We start from the raw sequence: 21,395 nt of genomic DNA on the forward strand, positions 1-21,395 counted from the left end.
AATCACTAATCACTAATCACTAATCACTAATCACTAATCACTAATCACTAATCACTAATCGCTATAAAAATGACTTTTTTTAAATTTTGTCCAAGTTGTGCTTCAACCCATTTTACGTTTCCTAATAACCGTCGTTTTTTGTGTGATGATTGTGGTTTTATCTATTATCATAATATTGCTGCTGCAGTTGCTATTGTTTTTACGTTCCAAGACAAAGTTTTGTTTACAGTACGAAATGTCGACCCAGACAAAGGAAAATGGGATTTACCAGGCGGATTTATCGATCCGAATGAAACTGCAGAAGAAGCAGCTTGTAGAGAAATCAAAGAAGAATTAGGAATTGAAATTTCAACTTCTGATTTAAAATATATCACCACTTCACCAAATAATTATTTATACAAAAATGTTCCCTATAGAACAATGGATATTTTTTACGAATGTGAATTAACTTCCGATGTAATTAAAGTGGAAGCAGAAGATGAAATTCAGGAGTTAATTTGGGTAAAACGTTCGGAAATTGATTTGAATCAAATCGGTTTTGTTTCTATCATTAAAGTAATAGGAGATTTGTATTTGCAATAAAAAGTTTTGATTATTATTGTTGAATAAAAGTTAATATTAATTTTTATAATTTACTGGGTAGGTAAAATAAAAAATAATATTACCTACCCAGAAATAAAAAGTTAATTTAAAACTTAACTCAATTTTGCTAAAATCGTATTCAAAGTTTCACTCGGACGCATTGCTTTTTCTGTTAATTCGAAACTTGGATGATAATAACCGCCAATTTTTTGTTCTTTACCTTGAGCAGCAATTAATTCTGAATTGATATTCATTTCGTTAGTCGTCATTGCCTCTGCAATTGGAGTAAAAGTTGCTTTCAATTCAGCATCTTTAGTTTGGTTTGCCAAAGCTTCTGCCCAGTAAAATGCTAAATAGAAATGTGAACCTCTATTGTCAATTCCACCTACTTTTCTTGCTGGAGATTTGTCTTCTGCTAAGAATTTTGCATTCGCTTCATCTAAAGTATCTGCTAAAACTTGCGCTTTTGCATTGTTTTGCGTTTGTGCTAAATGCTCTAAAGAAGCTTGTAATGCTAAGAATTCACCTAATGAATCCCAACGTAAATAACCTTCTTCAATAAATTGCTCAACGTGTTTTGGAGCTGATCCACCAGCACCTGTTTCAAATAATCCACCACCGTTCATCAATGGAACAATTGATAACATTTTAGCTGAAGTTCCTAATTCTAAAATTGGGAATAAATCAGTTAAGTAATCACGTAATACGTTTCCAGAAACTGAAATCACATCTTTTCCTTGACGGATGATTCGTAATGTTTCTTTCATCGCATCTTTAACATCCATAATACGAATATCTAAGCCTGTTGTATCGTAATCTTTTATGTATTTCTCAACTTTTTTGATGATTTCTCTATCATGAGCTCTGTCTTTATCTAACCAGAAAATAGCTGGAGTATCTGATAATCTTGCTCTGTTAACCGCTAATTTTACCCAATCTTGAATAGGAGCATCTTTTACTTGACACATTCTGAAAATGTCACCATTTTCTACTTTTTGAGATAATAAAACGTTTCCATTTTCATCTTCTACGTTTACAACTCCATTTTCTTTTAATTGGAATGTTTTATCGTGAGAACCATATTCTTCTGCTTTTTGAGCCATTAATCCAACATTTGGCACAGAACCAATTGTTTTAGGGTCTAAAGCACCATTTTGTTTCATTTCATCAATACAAGCTGAATAAAAACCAGCATAAGAACGATCTGGAATAATGGCAATGGTATCTTCTTCTTTTCCTTCTGTATTCCACATTTTACCGCCACTACGCGCTAAAGCAGCCATAGAAGCATCTACAATTACGTCTGAAGAAACGTGGAAGTTGGTAATTCCTTTTTCTGAATTTACCATAGCTACACGTGGTCCGTTAGCTAAAGCATCAGTAATGGCTTGTTTAATTTCAGCTTCTTGAGGAATTCCAGCAATTTTATTATATAAATCTTGTAATCCGTTATTTGGATTGATATCTAATGAATTGAATAAGCCAGCATACTTAGTGTAAACATCAGCAAAGAAAGTTTCTACAATAGCTCCAAAAATAATTGGATCAGAAACTTTCATCATCGTTGCTTTTAAGTGAGCAGAAAGCATTACGTTTTTCGCTTTAGCATCAGCAATTGTTGCTTTAGCAAATTGTTTTAAAGCATTCAAGTTCATCACTGAAGTATCAATAACTTCACCTGCTTTTAAATTTGCGAAATCTTTTAAAACAGAAGTTGTTCCACTTTCTGCATTGAAAACAATTCTAAATTTCCCATCTTTTTCAATAGTTGTAGAATTTTCGGTTCCATAGAAATCACCTGAATTCATGTGAGCTACTTCAGTTTTACTGTCTGAAGCCCAAGTTCCCATTTTGTGAGGATTCGCTTTAGCATAGTTTTTAACTGCTTTTGGAGCTCTTCTATCTGAGTTTCCTTCGCGTAACACTGGATTAACGGCCGAACCTAATACTTTGCTATATTTTGCTTTAATTTCTTTTTCAGCATCATTTTGAGGCTCTTCAGGGAAATTAGGAATATTGAAACCTTGCGATTGTAATTCGGCAATCGCTTCTTTTAATTGAAGAACTGAAGCGGAAATATTTGGTAATTTGATAATGTTTGCTTCTGGTGTATTTGCTAATTGTCCTAATTCGGTAAGTGCATCACCAATTTTTTGATCTTCTTTTAAAAACTCCGGAAAGTTTGATAAAATTCTGCCTGCTAAAGAGATATCTCTGGTTTCTATAGCAATGTTTGCGGTTTTTGTAAAGGCTTTTACAATAGGTAAAAACGAATGTGTTGCCAACATTGGCGCCTCATCCGTAATGGTATACATTATTTTAGATTGATTGGACATGAATGTTATGTGTTTGTTTGAATATAATTTGTAAAATCTGCCAAATATAGGAAATTCGAAAGAAATAATTTAGGATAAAGGCTTAAATCTTGCATAAAATTCAATAAAAAAAGCCACAACAATGTTGCGGCTTTTTATACTTGAGAAAGTACAAATTAGTTTTTGTATCTTCTTTCTTTGATTTTTGCTTTTTTACCAGTAAGATCTCTAAAGTAGTAGATACGAGCTCTACGAACTTTACCTCTTTGGTTCACTTCAACTTTTTGTAAAGCTGGCATGTTTACTGGGAAGATACGCTCTACACCAACAGCTCCAGACATTTTACGGATTGTAAAAGTTTCAGTTGCTCCAGCACCTCTTCTTTGGATTACAACTCCTTTGAAGAACTGAGTTCTAGTTTTTTCACCCTCTTTAATTTCGTAGTAAACAGTGATAGTATCACCAGCTCCGAATACAGGGAAATCTTTTTTTGTTACAAATTCGCTATTAACGAAATCAACTAAATTTGACATAATCGTAATTATAAATGTTTGATTCAAAGCAACATACACGGTTATCGTCAGAGGTTGGTTCAAAGTGGGTGCAAAATTAAGTTATTTTATTGAAAATACAAATTTTTGTAGTCTATTTTTAATTATAAAGCACCTTGTTTCGGAAAGAATTCAAAAATGTATCGATAAAAGTACTGATGATGACATCAATATTAGATGCTTTTTTGACTTGAAATGGATTGATTTCGGGGTGTTTTAGGAGAAATTCAGGATTAACAATGCTGTAACCCATTTTCCAATCAGAAAAGCTACGCTTTTTTATAGGTTCATTCGTAATTAGGATGATATTTTTATGTCTAGAATCGTTTAAAATTTTTTGGTAAGTCATTTCAATTGCTTCTTTTTTACCTTCAATAATTTGCAAGAAATTACCATCGGCATAAAGTAACAATCCAGTAATGCCATAATTTGCATTATTTTTTCTAGATAAATCTAATAAACTATTTATCTCTTCATCTGAAAAAACTTTGACTCCAGAACTCAGATAGATAATACGTTGCATTTTTATCTTTTTTAAAGATATAAATTTACGAAAATAGCAACAAATAAAAAACATTTTAATGATTAATCTTCCAATAAATCAGGTCGTCTGTTCTTGGTATGTTCATACGCCATGTCTTCACGCCATTTTTCAATTTTGGCGAAATTCCCACTTAATAAAACTTCGGGAACTTTCAATCCTTTGTATTCGGCGGGACGCGTGTAGATTGGTGGTGATAATAAATTATCTTGAAAGCTATCCGTCAAGGCTGAAGTTTCATCACTCAAAACACCTGGAATCAATCGAATAATCGCATCGCAAAACACAATAGCTCCAATTTCGCCACCACTCAATACATAATCACCAATCGAGATTTCGCGAGTAATATGCATATCACGAACTCTTTGGTCCACACCTTTATAATGTCCGCATAGAATCAATATATTTTCATACATTGAAATTGAATTCGCCATTTTTTGGTTCAAGGTTTCTCCATCAGGTGTCATGTATATGATTTCGTCGTATGTTCTTTCGCTTTTTAGTTTCGAAATACAATCGTCGATAGGTTGCACCATCATTACCATACCAGCACCGCCACCAAATTGATAATCATCGACACTTCTTTGTTTATTGGTAGTGTAATCTCTTAAGTTGTGAAAATGAACTTCGACCAAACCTTTTTCAATGGCACGTTTCATTATGGAAGCTTCAAACGGACTTCGCATTAATTCGGGTAAAACGGTAATAATATCAATTCGCATGTTGCAAAGATAGTAGATTATTTTTTAGTTGCCGAAAGCGAATACACCATTGGAATTTTGTTTCCCAAATGTTTGATTCGGAATTTATTCGGTTCAAATTCTTCGGTTTGATTGAAACAATTGTAAGGCGAATAATCAAATTCGTTGAAAGAATTAATTTCTAATCCATTTGAAATCAAAGCGTTTAAAACTTCTGAAATAGGATGATTCCATGTGATAGTAGTTGTATTGAGTGAAGCTTCTTTGTTGGCATAAGTTCCTTCTTCTTCCTCAAAAATAGGTTCATCATTAAAATAATTATAAAAAACTTCTTTGAAATCGTTATCAAACATCCAAACTACAGGATGAAATTCAGCCATAACAAATTTTCCACCTGGTTTTAAAAAATGCGAAATCACCTTAGCCCATTTTTCTAAATCAGGAAACCAGCCAATTGTACCATAACTGGTAAAAATAATATCAAATTTTTCGTTTAAATGATTCGGTAAATCATAAATATCACAACAAACGAAAGTGGCATCTAAATTCAATTTTTCATTTATTTCTCTTGCTCTTTCAACAGCTTTATCTGATAAATCAACACCTGTAGCTTTAGCGCCCATTCTCGAAAAAGTCATGGTATCTTGACCAAAGTGACATTGCAAGTGCAATACTTTTTTTGCTTTTACATCGCCAAGCAAATCTAATTCGATACTATTTAAGGTTGATTTTCCATTCAGAAAACCTTCCATATCATAAAAATCAGAGTCAATGTGCACATCAACTTTGTTGTTCCAAGTTTCTTTATTAATATTTATGTAATCTTTTGCTTCCATAGTATTCAAATAAGTATATCAAATCTACTATTTATTTTGTAATTTTGCATCTTTAAATTAAAAATCAAAACAATGGAAAACGGAATATACGCTAAATTTAACACGGCAAAAGGTGCTATTTTAGTAAAATTAACGCACGATTTAACACCAGGAACAGTAGGTAACTTCGTAGGATTAGCAGAAGGTCAATTAGAAAATTCGGCTAGACCAATGGGAAAACCTTATTATGATGGATTAAAATTTCATCGTGTAATTCCTGATTTTATGATACAAGGTGGTTGTCCTCAAGGGCAAGGAACAGGTGGTCCTGGTTACAACTTCGACGATGAGTTTCACCCAAGTTTAAAACACGACAAACCAGGCGTTTTGTCTATGGCTAACGCTGGGCCTGGAACTAATGGTTCTCAGTTTTTTATTACACACGTTCCTACGAATTGGTTAGATGGAAAACACACTGTTTTTGGTCACGTAATTGAAGGACAAGATGTGGTTGATGCTGTTGCTGGTGATGATGCTTTAGAAAGTATTGAAATCATTAGAGTTGGAGAAGAAGCTCAAAAATGGAATGCTGTTGAAGCTTTCAGAACGTTTGAAGGTTCAAGAGAAAAAAGAATTGCTGAGCAAAAAAAAATGGCAGAGGAAGCTTTGGAAAAATTAGCAGCTGGTTTTCAAAAGACTGAAAGTGGCTTACGTTACCAAATTATCCAAAAAGGGAATGGTACACAAGCTGAAAAAGGTAAAAAAGTATCAGTTCACTACCAAGGTGCATTAGAAAACGGACAAGTTTTTGATTCTTCATACAAAAGAAAACAACCAATCGATTTCCAATTAGGAGTAGGACAAGTTATTGAAGGTTGGGACGAAGGTATTGCTTTATTAAAAGTGGGAGACAAAGCGCGTTTTGTGATTCCTTCATACTTAGGATACGGTTCTAGAGGTGCTGGAGGTGTAATTCCACCAGATGCAACTTTAGTATTTGATGTAGAATTAATGGATGTGAAGTAATTAGAATTCATACTCAAAAAAAAATCCCAAAAACAATGTTTTTGGGATTTTTTTATATATTTACCCATCAAACAAATCTTGAAGTATGAAAATTAAAATTATTGCAATAATTCTTTTAGGAACATTTATTTATTCTTGTTCGCCAAAAGTCGTTCAAACACAAGCACCAAAAGTCGATGGAGTGCCATTGACACCAGAATTAGCAGAAGGTAAAGTCATTTTTGAAAGCAAATGTGCTAAATGTCACGATTTATATAGTCCTAAAGATTTTAATGCGGAACAATGGAAGCCAATTATGTTAAGTATGCAGAAAAAAGCTAAAATTTCAGATCAAGAAAGAGAGAAGATTTATGCTTATCTAACAAAATAATAAAAGTATCCGTCAATAGGCGGATATTTTTTTGGTATCATTTTTGTATTTTTACCACCAATTAAAGTCTATGAAAACCAAATTATCTTTTTTATTTCTACTTTTTTCTATGTTCACTTTCGGACAAGTGCCACATTGTGGCTTTGATTTTACTTCGTATTTAGTGGTAAAAGCTCATGAAGAAGGAAAATCAGATAATATTTCCGATTTGAAAATTACTTTGGTCAACGAAAAAGGAGAAGAAGTCATCAACGAAAACAACAAATACAGTTGGAAACTTGGAAATCAACCGTTGATTTTTTCTAAAAATTATGTAATCAGTAAACCAAACGAACCCATAAAATGGTTTTTTCCTTATGCTGGAGATACCTATTTACTTTCAGTAACCAATACCTTTCCTGCCGAAGAATTTTATATTAAAATTCAAGACACAAAAGGAAAGTTCAAAGAACAATTGGTACAATTGCAAGCTTTTAATATGTACATCTTGTGTTCGAGTGAAAACGAACGCCAAGCCAGAACTTTTGGGCCAAGAACAAATAATCCGATTGATGTGGTTTTGGTGAAAGATTAATATAAAAGCACGTAAATTATATTTCCAATCATCATAATCTTAAATATTAATGACAGCGTATTGTTTTTTAATTTAAATTTTTTCTCAGTTGTAATTATTATTATAACTAATAAAGGCAGGATTAAACCAGAAAATAATCTTAACGAAAAAGTTTCAGAAAAATTATCAAATGTATATGAATTAACTTCATTAAAAATCTTAGATTTTTTTATTATAATTGTATCGCCTTCAGTTATTTTATTTCTAAATTCCTTTGAAATCAAAAAAATCTCGTTTTCGCATTTAAGTGTGTAACTAAAATGTGAGTTTCCTCCAGCGTTATAATAATTTTGTCTAACTTGTTTGATTGAGATTGCTTTACCTGTGATTTCAGTTCCAGGTAATAAAAAATCTATAACAAAAATTAATGCCAAAAGGTAAATTATAATTTCTATAGTTTTTTTCATCACTTCCACTTAATATTACACCCAATACTCGGTTTCTGTTCTGGATTAATTAATCGATTCATCACCACACCATCAATAGCACTTCGTAAATCAGAACCACTAAGCGGAATGCCGTTTGCAGGGCGGCTGTCGTCTAATTGTCCACGGTAAACTAGTTTGTTTTGATTGTCGAAAAGATAAAAATCAGGCGTGCAAGCAGCATCGTAGGCTTTGGCTACTTCTTGTGTTTCGTCAAATAGATATGGAAATTCAAATCCGTTTTCAAAGGCAAATTCAGTCATTAATTCAGGAGCATCTTGCGGATACTTTACTACATCATTACTCGAAATCGCCACAAAACCAATTCCTTGCACACGATAATCGTTCACCACACGAATTACCTCGTCCATCACATGATGTACAAACGGACAATGATTGCAAATGAACATGACAATTGTTCCTTTTTCGCCTTTACAATCAGCAAACGTTTTAAAATCGGTAGCGTTGGTGTCTCTCAAATTAAAATCAGGAGCAATCGTGCCCAGTGGTAACATGTTGGAAGGAGTTTGAGCCATTTTGAAATTAGAATTTAGAAATTAGAATTTTGAATATTTTTAATTGTTTTTTGGAACACAGATGACACCGATTTTAGAAATTTACACAGATTTTTTTAATTTCTTCAATCTGTGTTCCTAAATAAATTTTTAAAATTGTTCTTGAACTTGTCTTTGTACTTGAACTTGTTCTTGCTAATTATACGCACCAAATCTTTTATTGTTACAAAATGCGGCAATACTTTTTTTTGGAATAGCATTTTCTTACTTTTGCAGAACAACACAACACACTATGTACAAAATTTTCATTCGTCCGTTACTTTTCTGTTTCGATCCAGAAAAAGTGCACTATTTTACTTTTTCATTAATTCGTTTTCTGAATAAAATCCCAGGGTTTTCAGGTTTATTTCAAGCGCTTTACGAAGTAAAAGATGCTCGTTTAGAACGAGAAGTTTTCGGAATTAAATTCAAAAATCCAGTAGGGTTAGCTGCAGGATTTGACAAAGATGCGAAGTTGTATCAAGAGTTATCGAATTTCGGTTTCGGATTTATTGAAATTGGAACATTAACGCCTGTTGGACAAGAAGGAAATCCTAAAAAACGTTTGTTCCGCCTAAAAGAAGACAACGCCATTATCAACCGAATGGGTTTCAATAATGGTGGTGTAAAAGAAGCAGTCGAACGTTTGAAAAAAAACAAAGGCGTTTTAATCGGTGGAAACATCGGTAAAAATAAAGTCACGCCAAACGAAGAAGCGGTTAAGGATTACGAAATCTGTTTTGAAGCTTTGTTTCCGCATGTCGATTATTTTGTGGTGAATGTGAGTTCGCCTAACACACCAAATCTTCGCGAATTACAAGATAAAAAACCGTTGACAGAATTATTACAAACACTTCAAGATAAGAATAATGCAATGCCTGTCACTTCGGATGGAGTAGAGAAGCCAAAACCAATTTTACTAAAAATCGCTCCCGATTTAACCGACGAACAACTTTTAGACATCATTGATATCGTCAACGAAACTAAAATTGCAGGTGTAATTGCTACAAATACTACGATTTCTCGTGAAGGCTTGCATTCAGAAAACAAATCAGAAATGGGCGGTTTATCTGGAAAACCATTAACCAAGCGTTCTACAGAAGTCATTCGTTTTCTGTCGGAAAAAAGCAATAAATCGTTTCCAATCATAGGAGTAGGAGGCATTCACACCGCTGAAGATGCATTAGAAAAATTAGAAGCTGGAGCAAGTTTGGTTCAGTTATATACTGGGTTTATTTACGAAGGACCGCAGTTGATAAAAGATATTAACAAGGCATTGCTAAAAAAATAAAAGATAGGTTTCACGAAAACGTTTTCTTTTTTATATTTTTGAAGAATGAATCCAATCAAAATTATCGAATGCCCTCGTGATGCCATGCAAGGTATCAAACCTTTTATTCCAACCGAAAAGAAGGTGAAATACATCCAATCGTTATTGCGTGTTGGTTTTGATACTCTTGATTTTGGAAGTTTTGTTTCGCCAAAAGCAATTCCTCAAATGCAAGATACGGTTGCCGTATTATCGCAATTGGATTTGTCTGCAACTAACAGTAAATTATTAGCGATTATAGCCAATACACAAGGTGCTCAGAATGCTTCATTTCACAAGGAAATTCAATATTTAGGATTTCCATTTTCGATTTCAGAGAACTTTCAAATGCGAAATACCCACAAGACTATCGCGGAAAGTTTGGTTACTTTACAAGAAATTTTAGAAATTGCAGATAAATCCAATAAAGAAGTCGTGACGTACATTTCAATGGGCTTCGGAAATCCGTATGGAGATCCTTGGAATGTTGAAATTGTTGGCGAATGGACTGAAAAATTGGCGAATATGGGAGTGAAAATTCTATCGCTTTCCGATACTGTTGGAAGTTCGACTCCTGAAGTAATTGATTATTTGTTTTCCAATTTGATTCCGAAATACCCAAACATTGAATTTGGAGCGCATCTTCATACTACACCAGACAAATGGTTTGAAAAAATTGATGCGGCTTATAACGCAGGTTGCCGTCGTTATGATGGTGCGATTCAAGGTTTTGGCGGTTGTCCAATGGCAAAAGATGATTTAACAGGAAATATGCCTACGGAAAAATTATTGTCATATTTTACTACCAAAAGAGAAAACACGAATACAAGTCCAATGAGCTTTGAAAGTGCGTATAATGAAGCAACTAAATTATTTGGTGAGTTTCATTAGAAGCTATTCCAGCTATCCATTTCAAGATTTTATTACTAATTCTTTTTTTGCAAGCACTAAAAAGAGCTTCTTAGGGCGCTTTTTTAGCACAACAAAAAATAGAATTCTTCAATAAAATGCTTTTCATTTCTATCTGGGCTAAAAACTAATTACATTTCACTAATTACATTTCACTTTTTTTCGTATATTTGCACGCAATTTAACAACAACTACAAATTGCACCATGAAAGCACACACAACTAAAATCGTTGGCGAAGGTCTTACTTACGACGATGTTTTGCTTATTCCAAATTATTCAGAAATTTTACCACGCGAAGTTAGTATTCAATCGAAGTTTTCGAGAAATATTACCTTGAATGTTCCTATCGTTTCCGCAGCAATGGATACGGTTACCGAAAGTTCTATGGCAATTGCTATGGCGCAAGAAGGTGGAATTGGCGTGTTACACAAAAACATGACGATTGAGCAACAAGCGGCGAAAGTTAAGAAAGTAAAACGTGCGGAAAGCGGTATGATTATCGACCCAGTAACGTTACCTTTAACAGCTACTGTGGGTGATGCGAAGATGGCAATGAAAGAATTTAGCATTGGCGGAATTCCAGTAGTAGATGAAAACGGAATTTTAAAAGGAATCGTAACAAATAGAGATTTACGTTTCGAAAAAGTAAATACGCGTTCGATTTTAGAAGTAATGACTTCTGAAAATTTAGTAACGGCTGCTCAAGGAACTACTTTACAAGAGGCAGAGGGAATTTTACAAGAGAACAAAATTGAAAAATTACCAGTAGTTGACAACAACAATAAATTAGTAGGTTTAATTACCTTTAGAGATATTACGAAATTAACGCAAAAACCAATTGCTAATAAAGATAGATTTGGTCGTTTACGTGTGGCTGCGGCTTTAGGAGTTACGGCTGATGCAGTAGAAAGAGCAACAGCTTTAGTAAATGCTGGAGTTGACGCGGTAATTATCGATACAGCTCACGGACATACAAAAGGTGTGGTTGATGTATTGAAAGCAGTAAAAGCAAAATTCCCAGAATTAGATGTAGTAGTTGGAAACATTGCGACTCCAGAAGCGGCTTTATATTTAGCTCAAAACGGAGCTGATGCGGTGAAAGTAGGAATTGGTCCAGGTTCTATTTGTACGACGAGAGTTGTGGCAGGTGTTGGGTTTCCACAATTTTCAGCTGTTTTAGAGGTTGCTGCGGCGTTAAGAGGAACTGGAGTTCCAGTTATTGCAGATGGTGGAATTCGTTACACAGGAGATATTCCAAAGGCGATTGCAGCAGGAGCTGATTGTGTGATGTTAGGTTCACTTTTAGCAGGAACAAAAGAATCACCAGGAGAAACTATTATTTTTGAAGGAAGAAAATTCAAATCGTACCGTGGAATGGGTTCTGTTGAAGCGATGCAAGAAGGTTCAAAAGACCGTTATTTCCAAGATGTAGAAGACGATGTGAAGAAATTAGTTCCAGAAGGAATTGTAGGTCGTGTACCTTACAAAGGAGAATTAAACGAAAGTATGCAACAATTCATTGGTGGTTTAAGAGCCGGAATGGGGTATTGTGGTGCAAAAGATATCGCAACATTACAAGAAACAGGACGATTTGTAAGAATTACAGCAAGCGGCATTGGCGAAAGTCATCCACACAATGTAACGATTACAAAAGAAGCTCCGAATTATTCGAGATAGGTTTCAGTTTGCAGTCTCAGTCTCAGTCTCAGTCAGCAGATAGCATTTTTCATTCCGAAGGAATCTCATGATATAGTTATTACAAACCTGACAGGTTTCAAAAACCTGTCAGGTTTTTTGTTTTATAAAAATTGGTTTAGTTTTTTTGAAAATATATTTCACAGATTTTCTTAGAATGAATTGTCCCCTTGAGGGGACTTTAGGGGTGTAAGAATGTTGATAATTACAAAATTGGTGTTTAATTACTTCGCACCAAACAACTGCACCACATAAATTTTCTTATTTTCCGAATCTATGCTAAAACCAATTTCCGTGAAAGTATATTTCGGATTTATCATGTTTTTCAGATGGTTCGGAGATTTTTTCCAGAGTTGAAAGATTTTTAGGGCTAAAGCGTCTAAATCTTCATTGGAATAGATTTGATTTTTAATTCCAGTAAACAAAAGATTTTCACCAACTAATTCAAATGCATTTCCACCATAAAAATACACGCGATCTTTTGGGTTTATTTTCTTTGAATTCGTTTGTTTGTGCGTTAAGGTTTGCACTTTTGCAATGTGTTTTGCGTGGTCATCCGCGGCTTTCAATAAAAAAGCATCAAAAGTCAAAGATGGACTAGCAACCGATTTTCGTTCTTCATTGACCAACTTTAGTATTTTTGTTTTAAGTTGGGTTAAATCAATCGTAGCTTCCTTTTGTTGTGAAAATATTACAACAGAAAAAATCAGCGAACAAAAAAGAAAAAATCTATTCATAATCTTGTATTTATTGAACTTGAAATCCAACATTCATGCCAATTTTTTTAAAAAAGAATAACCTAAACTACTTTCTGCGACTGAAAACCGAGACTGTTTACTAAAATTAGTTCTTCAAAAACTCGTTAATTTTCTTCTTATTTCCAGCAATCCACAAAATATCATCCGATTCTAATATCAAATGTGATTCTGGATTTAGAATGCGTTTTCCGTTGCGTTCAATTCCTACGATAATGCCGTGTGTTTTTTCTCTAATTTGCGATTCACGAATGGTTTTTCCAATGCAAACACGGTTTTTAAGTTCCAATTGTTGCAAAATGATGTCTTCTTCTTCGAAGATTTCGGCGGCGTCAAATTCGTTTTTATCCAAATATTTCTTGAATTCTTTTACTTGTTCATCAGTACCAATAACATGTATTTCGTCATTAGGGAAAAGTCGTTCGTTTCGCATTGGTATATTGATGCTGAAATCTCCTCTTTTAATTAAAGCAATGTTAATACCAAATTGTTCTCTAATTTTCAGTTCTTCCAATGTTTTCCCTACCAAATTGGATTCGTGTGCAATAGAAAATTCAGCCATGTGACCATCCCAAGGAGATAGTACATTTTGTCTTTTATTTTGTTTATTGGTTTCTCTATCGTTAAAATTGCTTAAGAAATGCTTCTCGATTTTGTTATATAATGCATGGAGTTTTTTTGGAAATAAAACATAAACTACAATAGAAATAATCAATGCAATAAAAGCAACACCTGGCGAAAAGAAAGTATTTAATATAAATCCAATATAGAACAAACTCAAAATGATTCTGAAAAATACCAAAACTACAATTGGACCACGATATTTACGAACTTCCAATAACGATTGTACTTCTTTTACAGCTACTCTTCGCAAAGAAAGTGCCCAAAGAAAGGGTGATAAGATGATTACGGTAATAATAGCTGCAATTGCATTTCCAAAGCGTGAACTTTCTACCAATGGTAAAATATAACGTGAAGAAAGAATAATAACCGCCACAATAATAATGGAGTGAATAATTACTTGTGCTAAATACGCTCGTAACACAATTTGCCAAGTACTTACTGATTTAATGGCATCTGTATTAGCACTATAACGCTCAATGTTTTTTACCCATTTCCTTGGCAATCGTTTCTCTAAAAACTCAGCAAATGGAGTTGAAAGTTTCACCATAAAAGGTGTTGTAAAGGTTGTAACCGCTGAAACAGCAACAATTATTGGATATAAGAAATCGCTAGTAACTTTTAATGTCATTCCCAATGTGGCTATGATGAATGAAAACTCACCAATTTGCGACAAACTCATTCCTGTTTGCACTGATTGTTTTAAAGGCTGGCCAGAAATTAGTGTTCCAATAGTTGAACTAACTGATTGCCCAATTATAACCACAAAAGTTAATAAAGCTACTGGAAACGCATATTCAATTAAAGTATCGGGATTAATAAGCATACCAACCGATACAAAGAAAACAGCACCAAATAGATCTTTAACTGGTTTTACTAAATGTTCAATATGTTCTGCTTGCGTGGTTTCTGCAATGATGGAACCCATGATAAAAGCTCCAAGAGCAGGCGAGAAGCCCACATTGGCTGCAAAAATCACCATTAACAAGCATAAAGCTAATGAAACAATTAACATCATTTCATCAGTTAATAAATGTTTGGCACGTTTTAGAAATGTAGGAATGAAGAATATTCCTGCTACAAACCAAATTGTTAAGAAGAAAACCAGTTTCAATACCGATTGAAACAATTCGCCACCTGAAAATTGTTGGGTTACTGCTACAGTTGATAATAAAACCATCATTAAAATGGCCATGATATCTTGAACAATTAGTGCTCCAATAACGTTTCCGGTAAATTTTTGTGCTTTTACGCCTAAATCTTCAAAAGTTTTTAGAATAATCGTAGTCGATGAAATAGATAAAATTACTCCTAAGAAAATACTATTCATTTTTCCCCAATCCATCCACTGACCCACAAGATAACCGAGAGTTATCATGGTAATGATTTGTGTTAAAGCTGTGATTGAAGCGGTTCCACCCACTTTCATTAGTTTTTTGAAACTAAATTCGAGACCCAAACTGAATAAAAGGAAGATTACACCAATTTCTGCCCAAACGGTAATACTATTTGTGTCTTTTACCGTTGGTAAAAAATCAAAATGATTTCCTGCCAAAAAACCCGCAACCAAATAACCCAAAACAAGCGGTTGCTTCAAAAGACGGAAAAGGAATACGGCAATAGCTGCAGTGACTAAAATTAATCCTAAATCACTAATTAAATCTGGAATATGAACCGATGTAGACGTGGCGGACAAGAATAGCATGTTTTTTTGTTTTGGTTAAAATTAGTGAAAAATCTTACTCAAAACAAAGGGTAAAAAGAAAAATCTCGTTAAGTTTTAGTTAACGAGATTTTGAAAAACAAAAAGAACGAACCTTTTATAGTTTAATTAACTTAACAGATTCAGATTTTCCGTTTGAATTAATTTTAGCAATATATGTACCTGATGGTTGGCTACTAATGTCTAACTTAAATTCATTTGAATTGATTTCTTTTGAAAGCACTTCCTGACCTAATAAATTGTATAATGAAATTATTTCAATAGTATCAGATGCCGAAAAATTCACAATATCTTTTGCGGGATTGGGATAAAATGAAATAGTGCTATTTTCAAAATCAGAAGTAGAAAGTGTCGTGTTTTGAAAAACGCGAATATGACCAGCATTACTTCCTGCATCATCATTTCCTGTAGAACCAATAATTACTTTAGAGCCATCTTGAGAAATTGCTAATGCAAAAGCACTTAAATCGCTATTATTTGCACCAGAAATAGGGTTGTCTATAAGGGTCCAAGTTCCACCTTGGTTTTCATAAATATAAGCGCGACCTTTATTAAAACCATCTATACTATTAAATCTGGCTCCAACAGCTAAAAAATTTCCATTATTTGATAAACTTACTCTGCCACCAAATAAATCACCTGGATTTTCACCTACAAGAGTGTTACCTAATTGTGTCCAATTTCCATTAATTAATTGATAAATTTTAACTTGATTTGAACTGAATGAACCTATGGCTAAAATAGTTCCTGAGTCTGATAAACTGACTGAACTTCCAAATTCATCATTTACAGCGGAGCCAGGAATTGTGCTACCAAGTTGCAGCCATTGATTATTAATAAATTGATACACTTTAACTCTTCCTATATCAGTTTGAGCTTGACTTCCTGGATTACCAGTTTGACCAATAGCAAGTATATTTCCATCATCCGATATGCTTACACTAGTTCCAAACTTTATTATCGAACCATCTCCGTCAATATCAGCGCCCTTTTGTACCCAATTGTTATTTTGATTTTCAAAGACTTTTACCCTTCCTGCAAAAAACACTCCATTAACAGTTGTGTTGGGTATTCCAAAAGCTACAACAGAACCGTCAGCAGATAAATGAACTGATTTGCCTCCTTCAGCAGAAGAATTTTCACCATATAAATCTTGACCTACTTGAATCCATGCATTATTTACGTTTCTGAAAACCCTAACTTGTCCAGATGTAAATCCTAAATCATTATTGAATGGTTCTCCAATAGCAACTATAGAACCATCATTAGATAAACTAACCGATTGTCCTGTTTGGTCACCACCTGTTTCACCATTAATATCGCCACCAATTTGAGACCAAACATTGTTAGAATATCCAAATACTCTTACTTGACCAGAACCATTTCCATTACTATCACTTGAATTTGCACCAACAGCTATAATGTTTCCATTCGCAGAAATTGCAGTAGAATATCCGAATGCATCACCTGCAGCTTGTCCGTTGATTGAATTACCAAGTTGAGTCCATTGTGCGGACGAAATGAATGAAGTAAATATTAATAAAAATGTAATTTTTTTCATAGTGTGTAGTTTTAATTTTCAATTTCATTTTTTTTAAATAATAAGTAGTCTCAATAATTGAAACTACTTATTATCAATTTACATTTTTTACTCATTACAATTGTTAATGTTGTAGCCTTCTCTGAATAGGGTAGTAGTTCCATTTTCAGAAACTAAATCTACAACATTACCATTACATTTGAAATTAGGAACTGATACCGATGAATTACCAAAAAACAAATCAATAACCAAATTTTCTCCTTCGTATACCCAAGGATTAGGATTTGGAATTGCAGTTGTAACGTCGCCAAAAGTTCCATCAGAACTATAAATAGTATGTCTTTCTGTAGCTGTAAATTCATACATTACAGTTTCTTCAAAACCTACTAGATGCCATCTTCCAACTATTGTGTTTTCAATAGCAGGTTGCTGATCATCGTTATCACCTGAACAACTAAATAAAATAATCGATAATAATAAAAAAATCTTTTTCATAACATTTGTTTTTTTAAATTAATTACCCAAATTTCAGGAGTAATAATAAAAAAAACTTCACGTGTAGTTGTGAAAATGAGTTTTTGGCTATGATATTATGGAAAAAGGGGTAAAAAAGTTATTTATTAGAAGCTTTAATAGCTTCCATTATAAGAGATATTTTTTTGTATTTGGATTCTTTAATGTCAAAATAGAGATACATTCTTCTTAGTGAAGAACCAATTCCATCTACACTCATGAATGCTTTTTCTGCCAGTTCTTTGTTAGATATATCGGGTTCTTTTTGTAAAATGTTAAGTACATTCCAATCGGTATCGTTCAATTTTTTATTGATGAATACTTCTATTTTTTCTCTACTGAGTATAAAATCATTTGAATTCACCACAAGATTTGTAGTATCATTACTTTTAAGTTTTTCGATTTCTTGAAGTAATTCCTCTCTTTTTTTTCTGTTCTTTTTGATGTTTCTATTGTAGTAGAATATGATACAAGTTATTAATAGTATTGACCCGAGAATAATACCGTATGTTTTTTTTAGTTGTGCTAATTCAAGTTCTGCTTTTTCCTTTTTTATTTTTAGATCTTTTTCTTGTAGTATAGTATCAAATTCTTTTTTTATTACTTCTCGAATGAGTGTGATTTTATTTTTTTCTAATTGTATACTATCTTTATAGATGGTATATTTTTGAAACATTTCTAAAGATTTTTTTGGATTGTTTTCAGCTTGATAACATTTATATAAAATATCGTATAACTCTTCTTTTAATTCTAAGTTTGCTTTTTTATCTAAATTTTTTAAAATATTTTCACCTTTATTTTTAGCAATATCACTATTTCCTTTTTTTAAATCGATTTGTGCGTGAATGATTTGACTTATAGTTATAAATTCAGATACATTTAGTTCTTTACTTAATACTAAACTTTTATCTGCATATTCAGCCGCCATTTTCAATTGATTCAAATCACGGTGAATTCGGGCTAAAGTAGTGTAACCATTTAATAAAAAGAACTTATCTTTTGTTTCTTCTAAAATTTCTATTGCCTTTTCATTGTATAGTTGTGCTTCCTTGAACTTTTTTAGTTCATAGTTAGTCCAACCAATATTTAAATAGATAACAGCAATGCTTCTTGGTGGGACATCTATATTTTTAATCGTTGTTAGCGCTTTTTGATAATAGGCTAAAGCTAAATCATAATTTTGTATGTATAAGTAAACATTACCAATGCTGCTTAGCATTCGCGATTCCCCATTTTTATCTTTTATTTTTTTATAGATTGTAAATGAATTAGAAAAATATTGTAACGCTTTTTTATAGTTTTTTTGGTTAGCATAAACATTACCAATATTACCTGTAATATTAGCTTTTAATAGAGGGTTATTTAGTTTTATTGCAAATTTTTCTGCTTCTTTATAGTAATGCATTGATGTATCTAATTCACCTTTTAATCGGTAAATACCACCTCTGTCATTTGCTACGTTGAAAAGCTCTTTTGTATTGTTTTTTTCTTTTGCTAATTTATAATAGTATTCAAGTACAATTAAAGTAGAATCGGGTTTTGCTTGATTATTTATTTTATAATATTCAGCCAAAGCATTAAATCTTGTAGAATCAGGATTTTTTTGGTTTTCCCATATAGCTTTTAAATCACTACTTTTAGTTTGAGCAATCAAACTAAAAGTAGTAAAAATAAAAAGAATAACTATTTTGATGAATCTATCGGTTTGCATATATTTATTAAATACCCAAATAATTACTCGGTGTAATTTGCATTAATTCAGCTCTTACTTCTTCAGAAACTTTTAAAGTTCCAATGAAATTATGAATCGCTTCTTTGTTAATTACGGTATTGGTTCTGGTTAAGTCTTTTAAAGCTTCGTACGGATTTGGATAGCCTTCACGACGCAAAATCGTTTGGATTGCTTCTGCAACAACCGCCCAGTTTTTCTCTAAATCTTCCGCGAATTTTTCTTCGTTTAATAACAGTTTATTCAATCCTTTTAAAGTAGCTTCAAATGCGATTAAAGTGTGTCCCATTGGTACTCCGATGTTACGTAAAACCGTACTATCCGTTAAATCGCGTTGTAATCTTGAAAGTGGTAATTTTGCTGAAAGATGTTCGAAAATCGCATTTGCAATTCCTAAATTTCCTTCCGAATTTTCAAAATCTATTGGATTTACTTTATGTGGCATCGCCGAAGAACCAATTTCTCCTGCTTTGATTTTTTGTTTGAAATAATCCATAGAAACATACGTCCAAATATCTCTGTCCAAGTCGATTAAAATGGTATTGATGCGTTTTAAAGCATCAAAAAAGGCTGCAAAATGGTCGTAATGTTCAATTTGTGTTGTTGGGAACGAATGGTGTAATCCTAAACTATTTTCTACGAAATCTGTTCCGAATTTTCTCCAATCTGTGTTTGGATAAGCTACTTTGTGTGCGTTGTAATTTCCAGTTGCGCCACCAAATTTAGCTGCAAAAGGAACGTTGAATAACAAACGCATTTGCTCTTCTAAACGTTCTACGAAAACTAAAATTTCTTTTCCTAAACGAGTAGGAGAGGCTGGTTGACCGTGGGTTCTGGCTAACATTGGAACGTGTTGCCATTCCATTGCTAATTCTTTTAATTTTGCAATTACGCTTACTAATCCTGGTAAATATACATTTTCAAACGCTTCTTTTGTCGAAAGCGGAATCGCTGTATTGTTGATATCTTGAGAAGTCAATCCGAAATGGATAAATTCCTTGTAATCTTGTAATCCTAAACCGTCGAATTTCGATTTGATGAAATATTCCACCGCTTTTACATCGTGATTCGTTGTTTTTTCGGTTTCTTTAATCCAAAGTGCATCTTCAGTAGAAAAGTTCTTATAAATAGCTCTTAAAGAATCGTAAATCGATTTGTCAATTTTGGCTAATTGAGGTAAATCAGCTTCGCGCAAAGCAATAAAATATTCAACCTCTACCAAAACTCGGTATTTGATTAAGGCTTCTTCTGAAAAATAAGGAGATAATGAAATAGTTTTGCTTCTATAACGACCATCAATTGGCGAAATAGCGTTTAATTCTGTTAATTGCATTTTGTTGTGTGTTGTTTAAAGAAGTGCAAATTTAGTAATTAGTGATTAGTTATCAGTAATTAGTTTCGAGTTTTTTACTTTAAATTTAAAAGTTCCTGTTTTACAATTTTCATTCCTTCAACGGCGGTTAAAGGTAACACTTTCAATTCGTTTGGTAAATCATAAATCGTGGCTGGATTTGGATCAATATAATAAACGGGAACGTTTTGATCCACATAATTCATTAATCCAGCAGCAGGATATACTTGTAATGAAGTTCCGATAATAATCAAAATATCAGCGGTTTCTACAATATCAATAGCGTTTTCAATCATAGGAACATCTTCGCCAAACCAAACGATATGTGGTCGCAACTGGTTGCCTTCCAAATCAAAATCGCCTAAATTTAAATCTTGTTTCCAATCTAAAATGAATTCTTCGTTTGAAACACTTCTTACTTTTAATAATTCGCCATGCAAATGAATGACTTTGTTACTTCCAGCTCTTTCGTGTAAATCGTCTACGTTTTGGGTTATTATGTGAATATCGAAATGTTCTTCTAATTCTGCTAAAATTTCGTGCGCTTTATTTGGTCGAACTGTTAAAAGTTGGGCTCTTCTTTTGCTGTAAAAATCCAATACTAATTCAGCATTTTTATTCCAACCAATGGGCGAGGCAACTTCCATAATGTCATGGCCTTCCCATAATCCATCAGCATCACGGAACGTTTTGATTCCGCTTTCGGCGCTAATTCCAGCACCTGTTAGTACTACAATTTTTTTCATAATTCAATTT

21 protein-coding genes are annotated in these 21,395 nt (G+C 33.1%); 7 read left to right on the forward strand and 14 right to left on the reverse strand.

What is annotated here, in order from left to right; translation table 11 throughout:
• The first annotated feature begins 69 nt into the window (after positions 1–69).
• Positions 70–582 carry an NUDIX domain-containing protein gene (locus GFJ94_RS11905; protein WP_153201751.1) on the forward strand — a complete coding sequence of 171 codons (513 nt, stop codon included), beginning with the start codon at positions 70–72 and terminating at the stop codon, positions 580–582.
• Positions 583–695: 113 nt separating this feature from the next.
• Here GFJ94_RS11905 and GFJ94_RS11910 read toward each other — a convergent pair whose 3' ends face one another.
• From GFJ94_RS11910 to GFJ94_RS11930, 5 genes are all read right to left on the reverse strand, one after another.
• Positions 696–2,918 carry an NADP-dependent isocitrate dehydrogenase gene (locus tag GFJ94_RS11910; protein ID WP_153201752.1) on the reverse strand — a complete coding sequence of 741 codons (2,223 nt, stop codon included), beginning with the start codon at positions 2,916–2,918 and terminating at the stop codon, positions 696–698.
• Positions 2,919–3,073: 155 nt separating this feature from the next.
• Complete coding sequence (rplS, locus tag GFJ94_RS11915; RefSeq protein ID WP_133606146.1) at positions 3,074–3,430, reverse strand: 50S ribosomal protein L19; 357 nt, start codon at positions 3,428–3,430, stop codon at positions 3,074–3,076.
• A 118-nt stretch (positions 3,431–3,548) separates the two neighbouring features.
• Positions 3,549–3,971, reverse strand: coding sequence for a BLUF domain-containing protein (locus tag GFJ94_RS11920; protein ID WP_162523861.1), 423 nt, complete (start codon positions 3,969–3,971; stop codon positions 3,549–3,551).
• A 62-nt stretch (positions 3,972–4,033) separates the two neighbouring features.
• Positions 4,034–4,711, reverse strand: coding sequence for a tRNA (guanosine(37)-N1)-methyltransferase TrmD (trmD, locus tag GFJ94_RS11925; RefSeq protein ID WP_153201754.1), 678 nt, complete (start codon positions 4,709–4,711; stop codon positions 4,034–4,036).
• Between the two features lie 17 nt (positions 4,712–4,728).
• Positions 4,729–5,526, reverse strand: a complete 798-nt coding sequence (locus GFJ94_RS11930; RefSeq protein ID WP_153201755.1) for a class I SAM-dependent methyltransferase — start codon at positions 5,524–5,526, stop codon at positions 4,729–4,731.
• Between the two features lie 72 nt (positions 5,527–5,598).
• Between GFJ94_RS11930 and GFJ94_RS11935 the strand changes: the two genes are divergently transcribed.
• From GFJ94_RS11935 to GFJ94_RS11945, 3 genes are all read left to right on the forward strand, one after another.
• Entirely contained in the window at positions 5,599–6,531 is a 933-nt protein-coding gene (locus GFJ94_RS11935) for a peptidylprolyl isomerase (RefSeq protein ID WP_133606154.1), read from the forward strand.
• Between the two features lie 85 nt (positions 6,532–6,616).
• Positions 6,617–6,901 (forward strand): cytochrome c, encoded by a 285-nt coding sequence (locus GFJ94_RS11940; RefSeq protein ID WP_153201756.1) that lies wholly within the window; start codon positions 6,617–6,619, stop codon positions 6,899–6,901.
• A 70-nt stretch (positions 6,902–6,971) separates the two neighbouring features.
• Positions 6,972–7,475 carry a hypothetical protein gene (locus GFJ94_RS11945; protein WP_153201757.1) on the forward strand — a complete coding sequence of 168 codons (504 nt, stop codon included), beginning with the start codon at positions 6,972–6,974 and terminating at the stop codon, positions 7,473–7,475.
• Here the strand turns inward: GFJ94_RS11945 and GFJ94_RS11950 are convergent.
• Positions 7,472–7,921, reverse strand: coding sequence for a hypothetical protein (locus tag GFJ94_RS11950; protein ID WP_008257024.1), 450 nt, complete (start codon positions 7,919–7,921; stop codon positions 7,472–7,474). The genes GFJ94_RS11945 and GFJ94_RS11950 overlap by 4 nt on opposite strands.
• Positions 7,921–8,475 carry a thioredoxin family protein gene (locus GFJ94_RS11955; RefSeq protein ID WP_008257026.1) on the reverse strand — a complete coding sequence of 185 codons (555 nt, stop codon included), beginning with the start codon at positions 8,473–8,475 and terminating at the stop codon, positions 7,921–7,923. Before GFJ94_RS11955 ends, GFJ94_RS11950 begins: the two co-directional genes overlap by 1 nt.
• A 271-nt stretch (positions 8,476–8,746) precedes the next feature.
• On the opposite strand from GFJ94_RS11955, the gene GFJ94_RS11960 reads away from it, so the two are divergent.
• The 3 genes from GFJ94_RS11960 (at position 8,747) to guaB (ending at position 12,389) form a co-directional block, all read left to right on the forward strand.
• The gene (locus GFJ94_RS11960) at positions 8,747–9,784 is read left to right on the forward strand and encodes a quinone-dependent dihydroorotate dehydrogenase (protein WP_153201758.1); all 1,038 of its coding nucleotides are present in this window, start codon (positions 8,747–8,749) and stop codon (positions 9,782–9,784) included.
• A gap of 45 nt (positions 9,785–9,829) precedes the next feature.
• The gene (locus GFJ94_RS11965) at positions 9,830–10,693 is read left to right on the forward strand and encodes a hydroxymethylglutaryl-CoA lyase (RefSeq protein WP_153201759.1); all 864 of its coding nucleotides are present in this window, start codon (positions 9,830–9,832) and stop codon (positions 10,691–10,693) included.
• Between the two features lie 223 nt (positions 10,694–10,916).
• Positions 10,917–12,389 (forward strand): IMP dehydrogenase, encoded by a 1,473-nt coding sequence (guaB, locus tag GFJ94_RS11970; protein ID WP_153201760.1) that lies wholly within the window; start codon positions 10,917–10,919, stop codon positions 12,387–12,389.
• Between the two features lie 242 nt (positions 12,390–12,631).
• Here guaB and GFJ94_RS11975 read toward each other — a convergent pair whose 3' ends face one another.
• The 7 genes from GFJ94_RS11975 to GFJ94_RS12005 form a co-directional block, all read right to left on the reverse strand.
• Positions 12,632–13,144: a CAP domain-containing protein gene (locus GFJ94_RS11975; RefSeq protein ID WP_162523862.1), complete on the reverse strand. Its 513-nt coding sequence runs from the start codon at positions 13,142–13,144 to the stop codon at positions 12,632–12,634.
• Positions 13,145–13,250: 106 nt separating this feature from the next.
• Complete coding sequence (locus tag GFJ94_RS11980; protein ID WP_153201762.1) at positions 13,251–15,488, reverse strand: cation:proton antiporter; 2,238 nt, start codon at positions 15,486–15,488, stop codon at positions 13,251–13,253.
• 115 nt (positions 15,489–15,603) lie between these two features.
• A complete protein-coding gene (locus tag GFJ94_RS11985; protein ID WP_153201763.1) occupies positions 15,604–17,067 on the reverse strand; it encodes a T9SS type A sorting domain-containing protein in 1,464 nt (487 codons plus the stop codon).
• 87 nt (positions 17,068–17,154) lie between these two features.
• Positions 17,155–17,541 carry a hypothetical protein gene (locus tag GFJ94_RS11990; RefSeq protein ID WP_153201764.1) on the reverse strand — a complete coding sequence of 129 codons (387 nt, stop codon included), beginning with the start codon at positions 17,539–17,541 and terminating at the stop codon, positions 17,155–17,157.
• 118 nt (positions 17,542–17,659) lie between these two features.
• Positions 17,660–19,213: a tetratricopeptide repeat protein gene (locus GFJ94_RS11995; RefSeq protein WP_162523863.1), complete on the reverse strand. Its 1,554-nt coding sequence runs from the start codon at positions 19,211–19,213 to the stop codon at positions 17,660–17,662.
• A 64-nt stretch (positions 19,214–19,277) separates the two neighbouring features.
• Positions 19,278–20,621: an adenylosuccinate lyase gene (gene purB, locus GFJ94_RS12000; RefSeq protein ID WP_153201766.1), complete on the reverse strand. Its 1,344-nt coding sequence runs from the start codon at positions 20,619–20,621 to the stop codon at positions 19,278–19,280.
• 74 nt (positions 20,622–20,695) lie between these two features.
• Positions 20,696–21,385, reverse strand: coding sequence for an NAD-dependent deacylase (locus tag GFJ94_RS12005; RefSeq protein ID WP_153201767.1), 690 nt, complete (start codon positions 21,383–21,385; stop codon positions 20,696–20,698).
• Positions 21,386–21,395 lie beyond the last annotated feature (10 nt).

This window comes from Flavobacterium sp. LMO8, assembly GCF_009495755.1.
Classification (GTDB): domain Bacteria; phylum Bacteroidota; class Bacteroidia; order Flavobacteriales; family Flavobacteriaceae; genus Flavobacterium.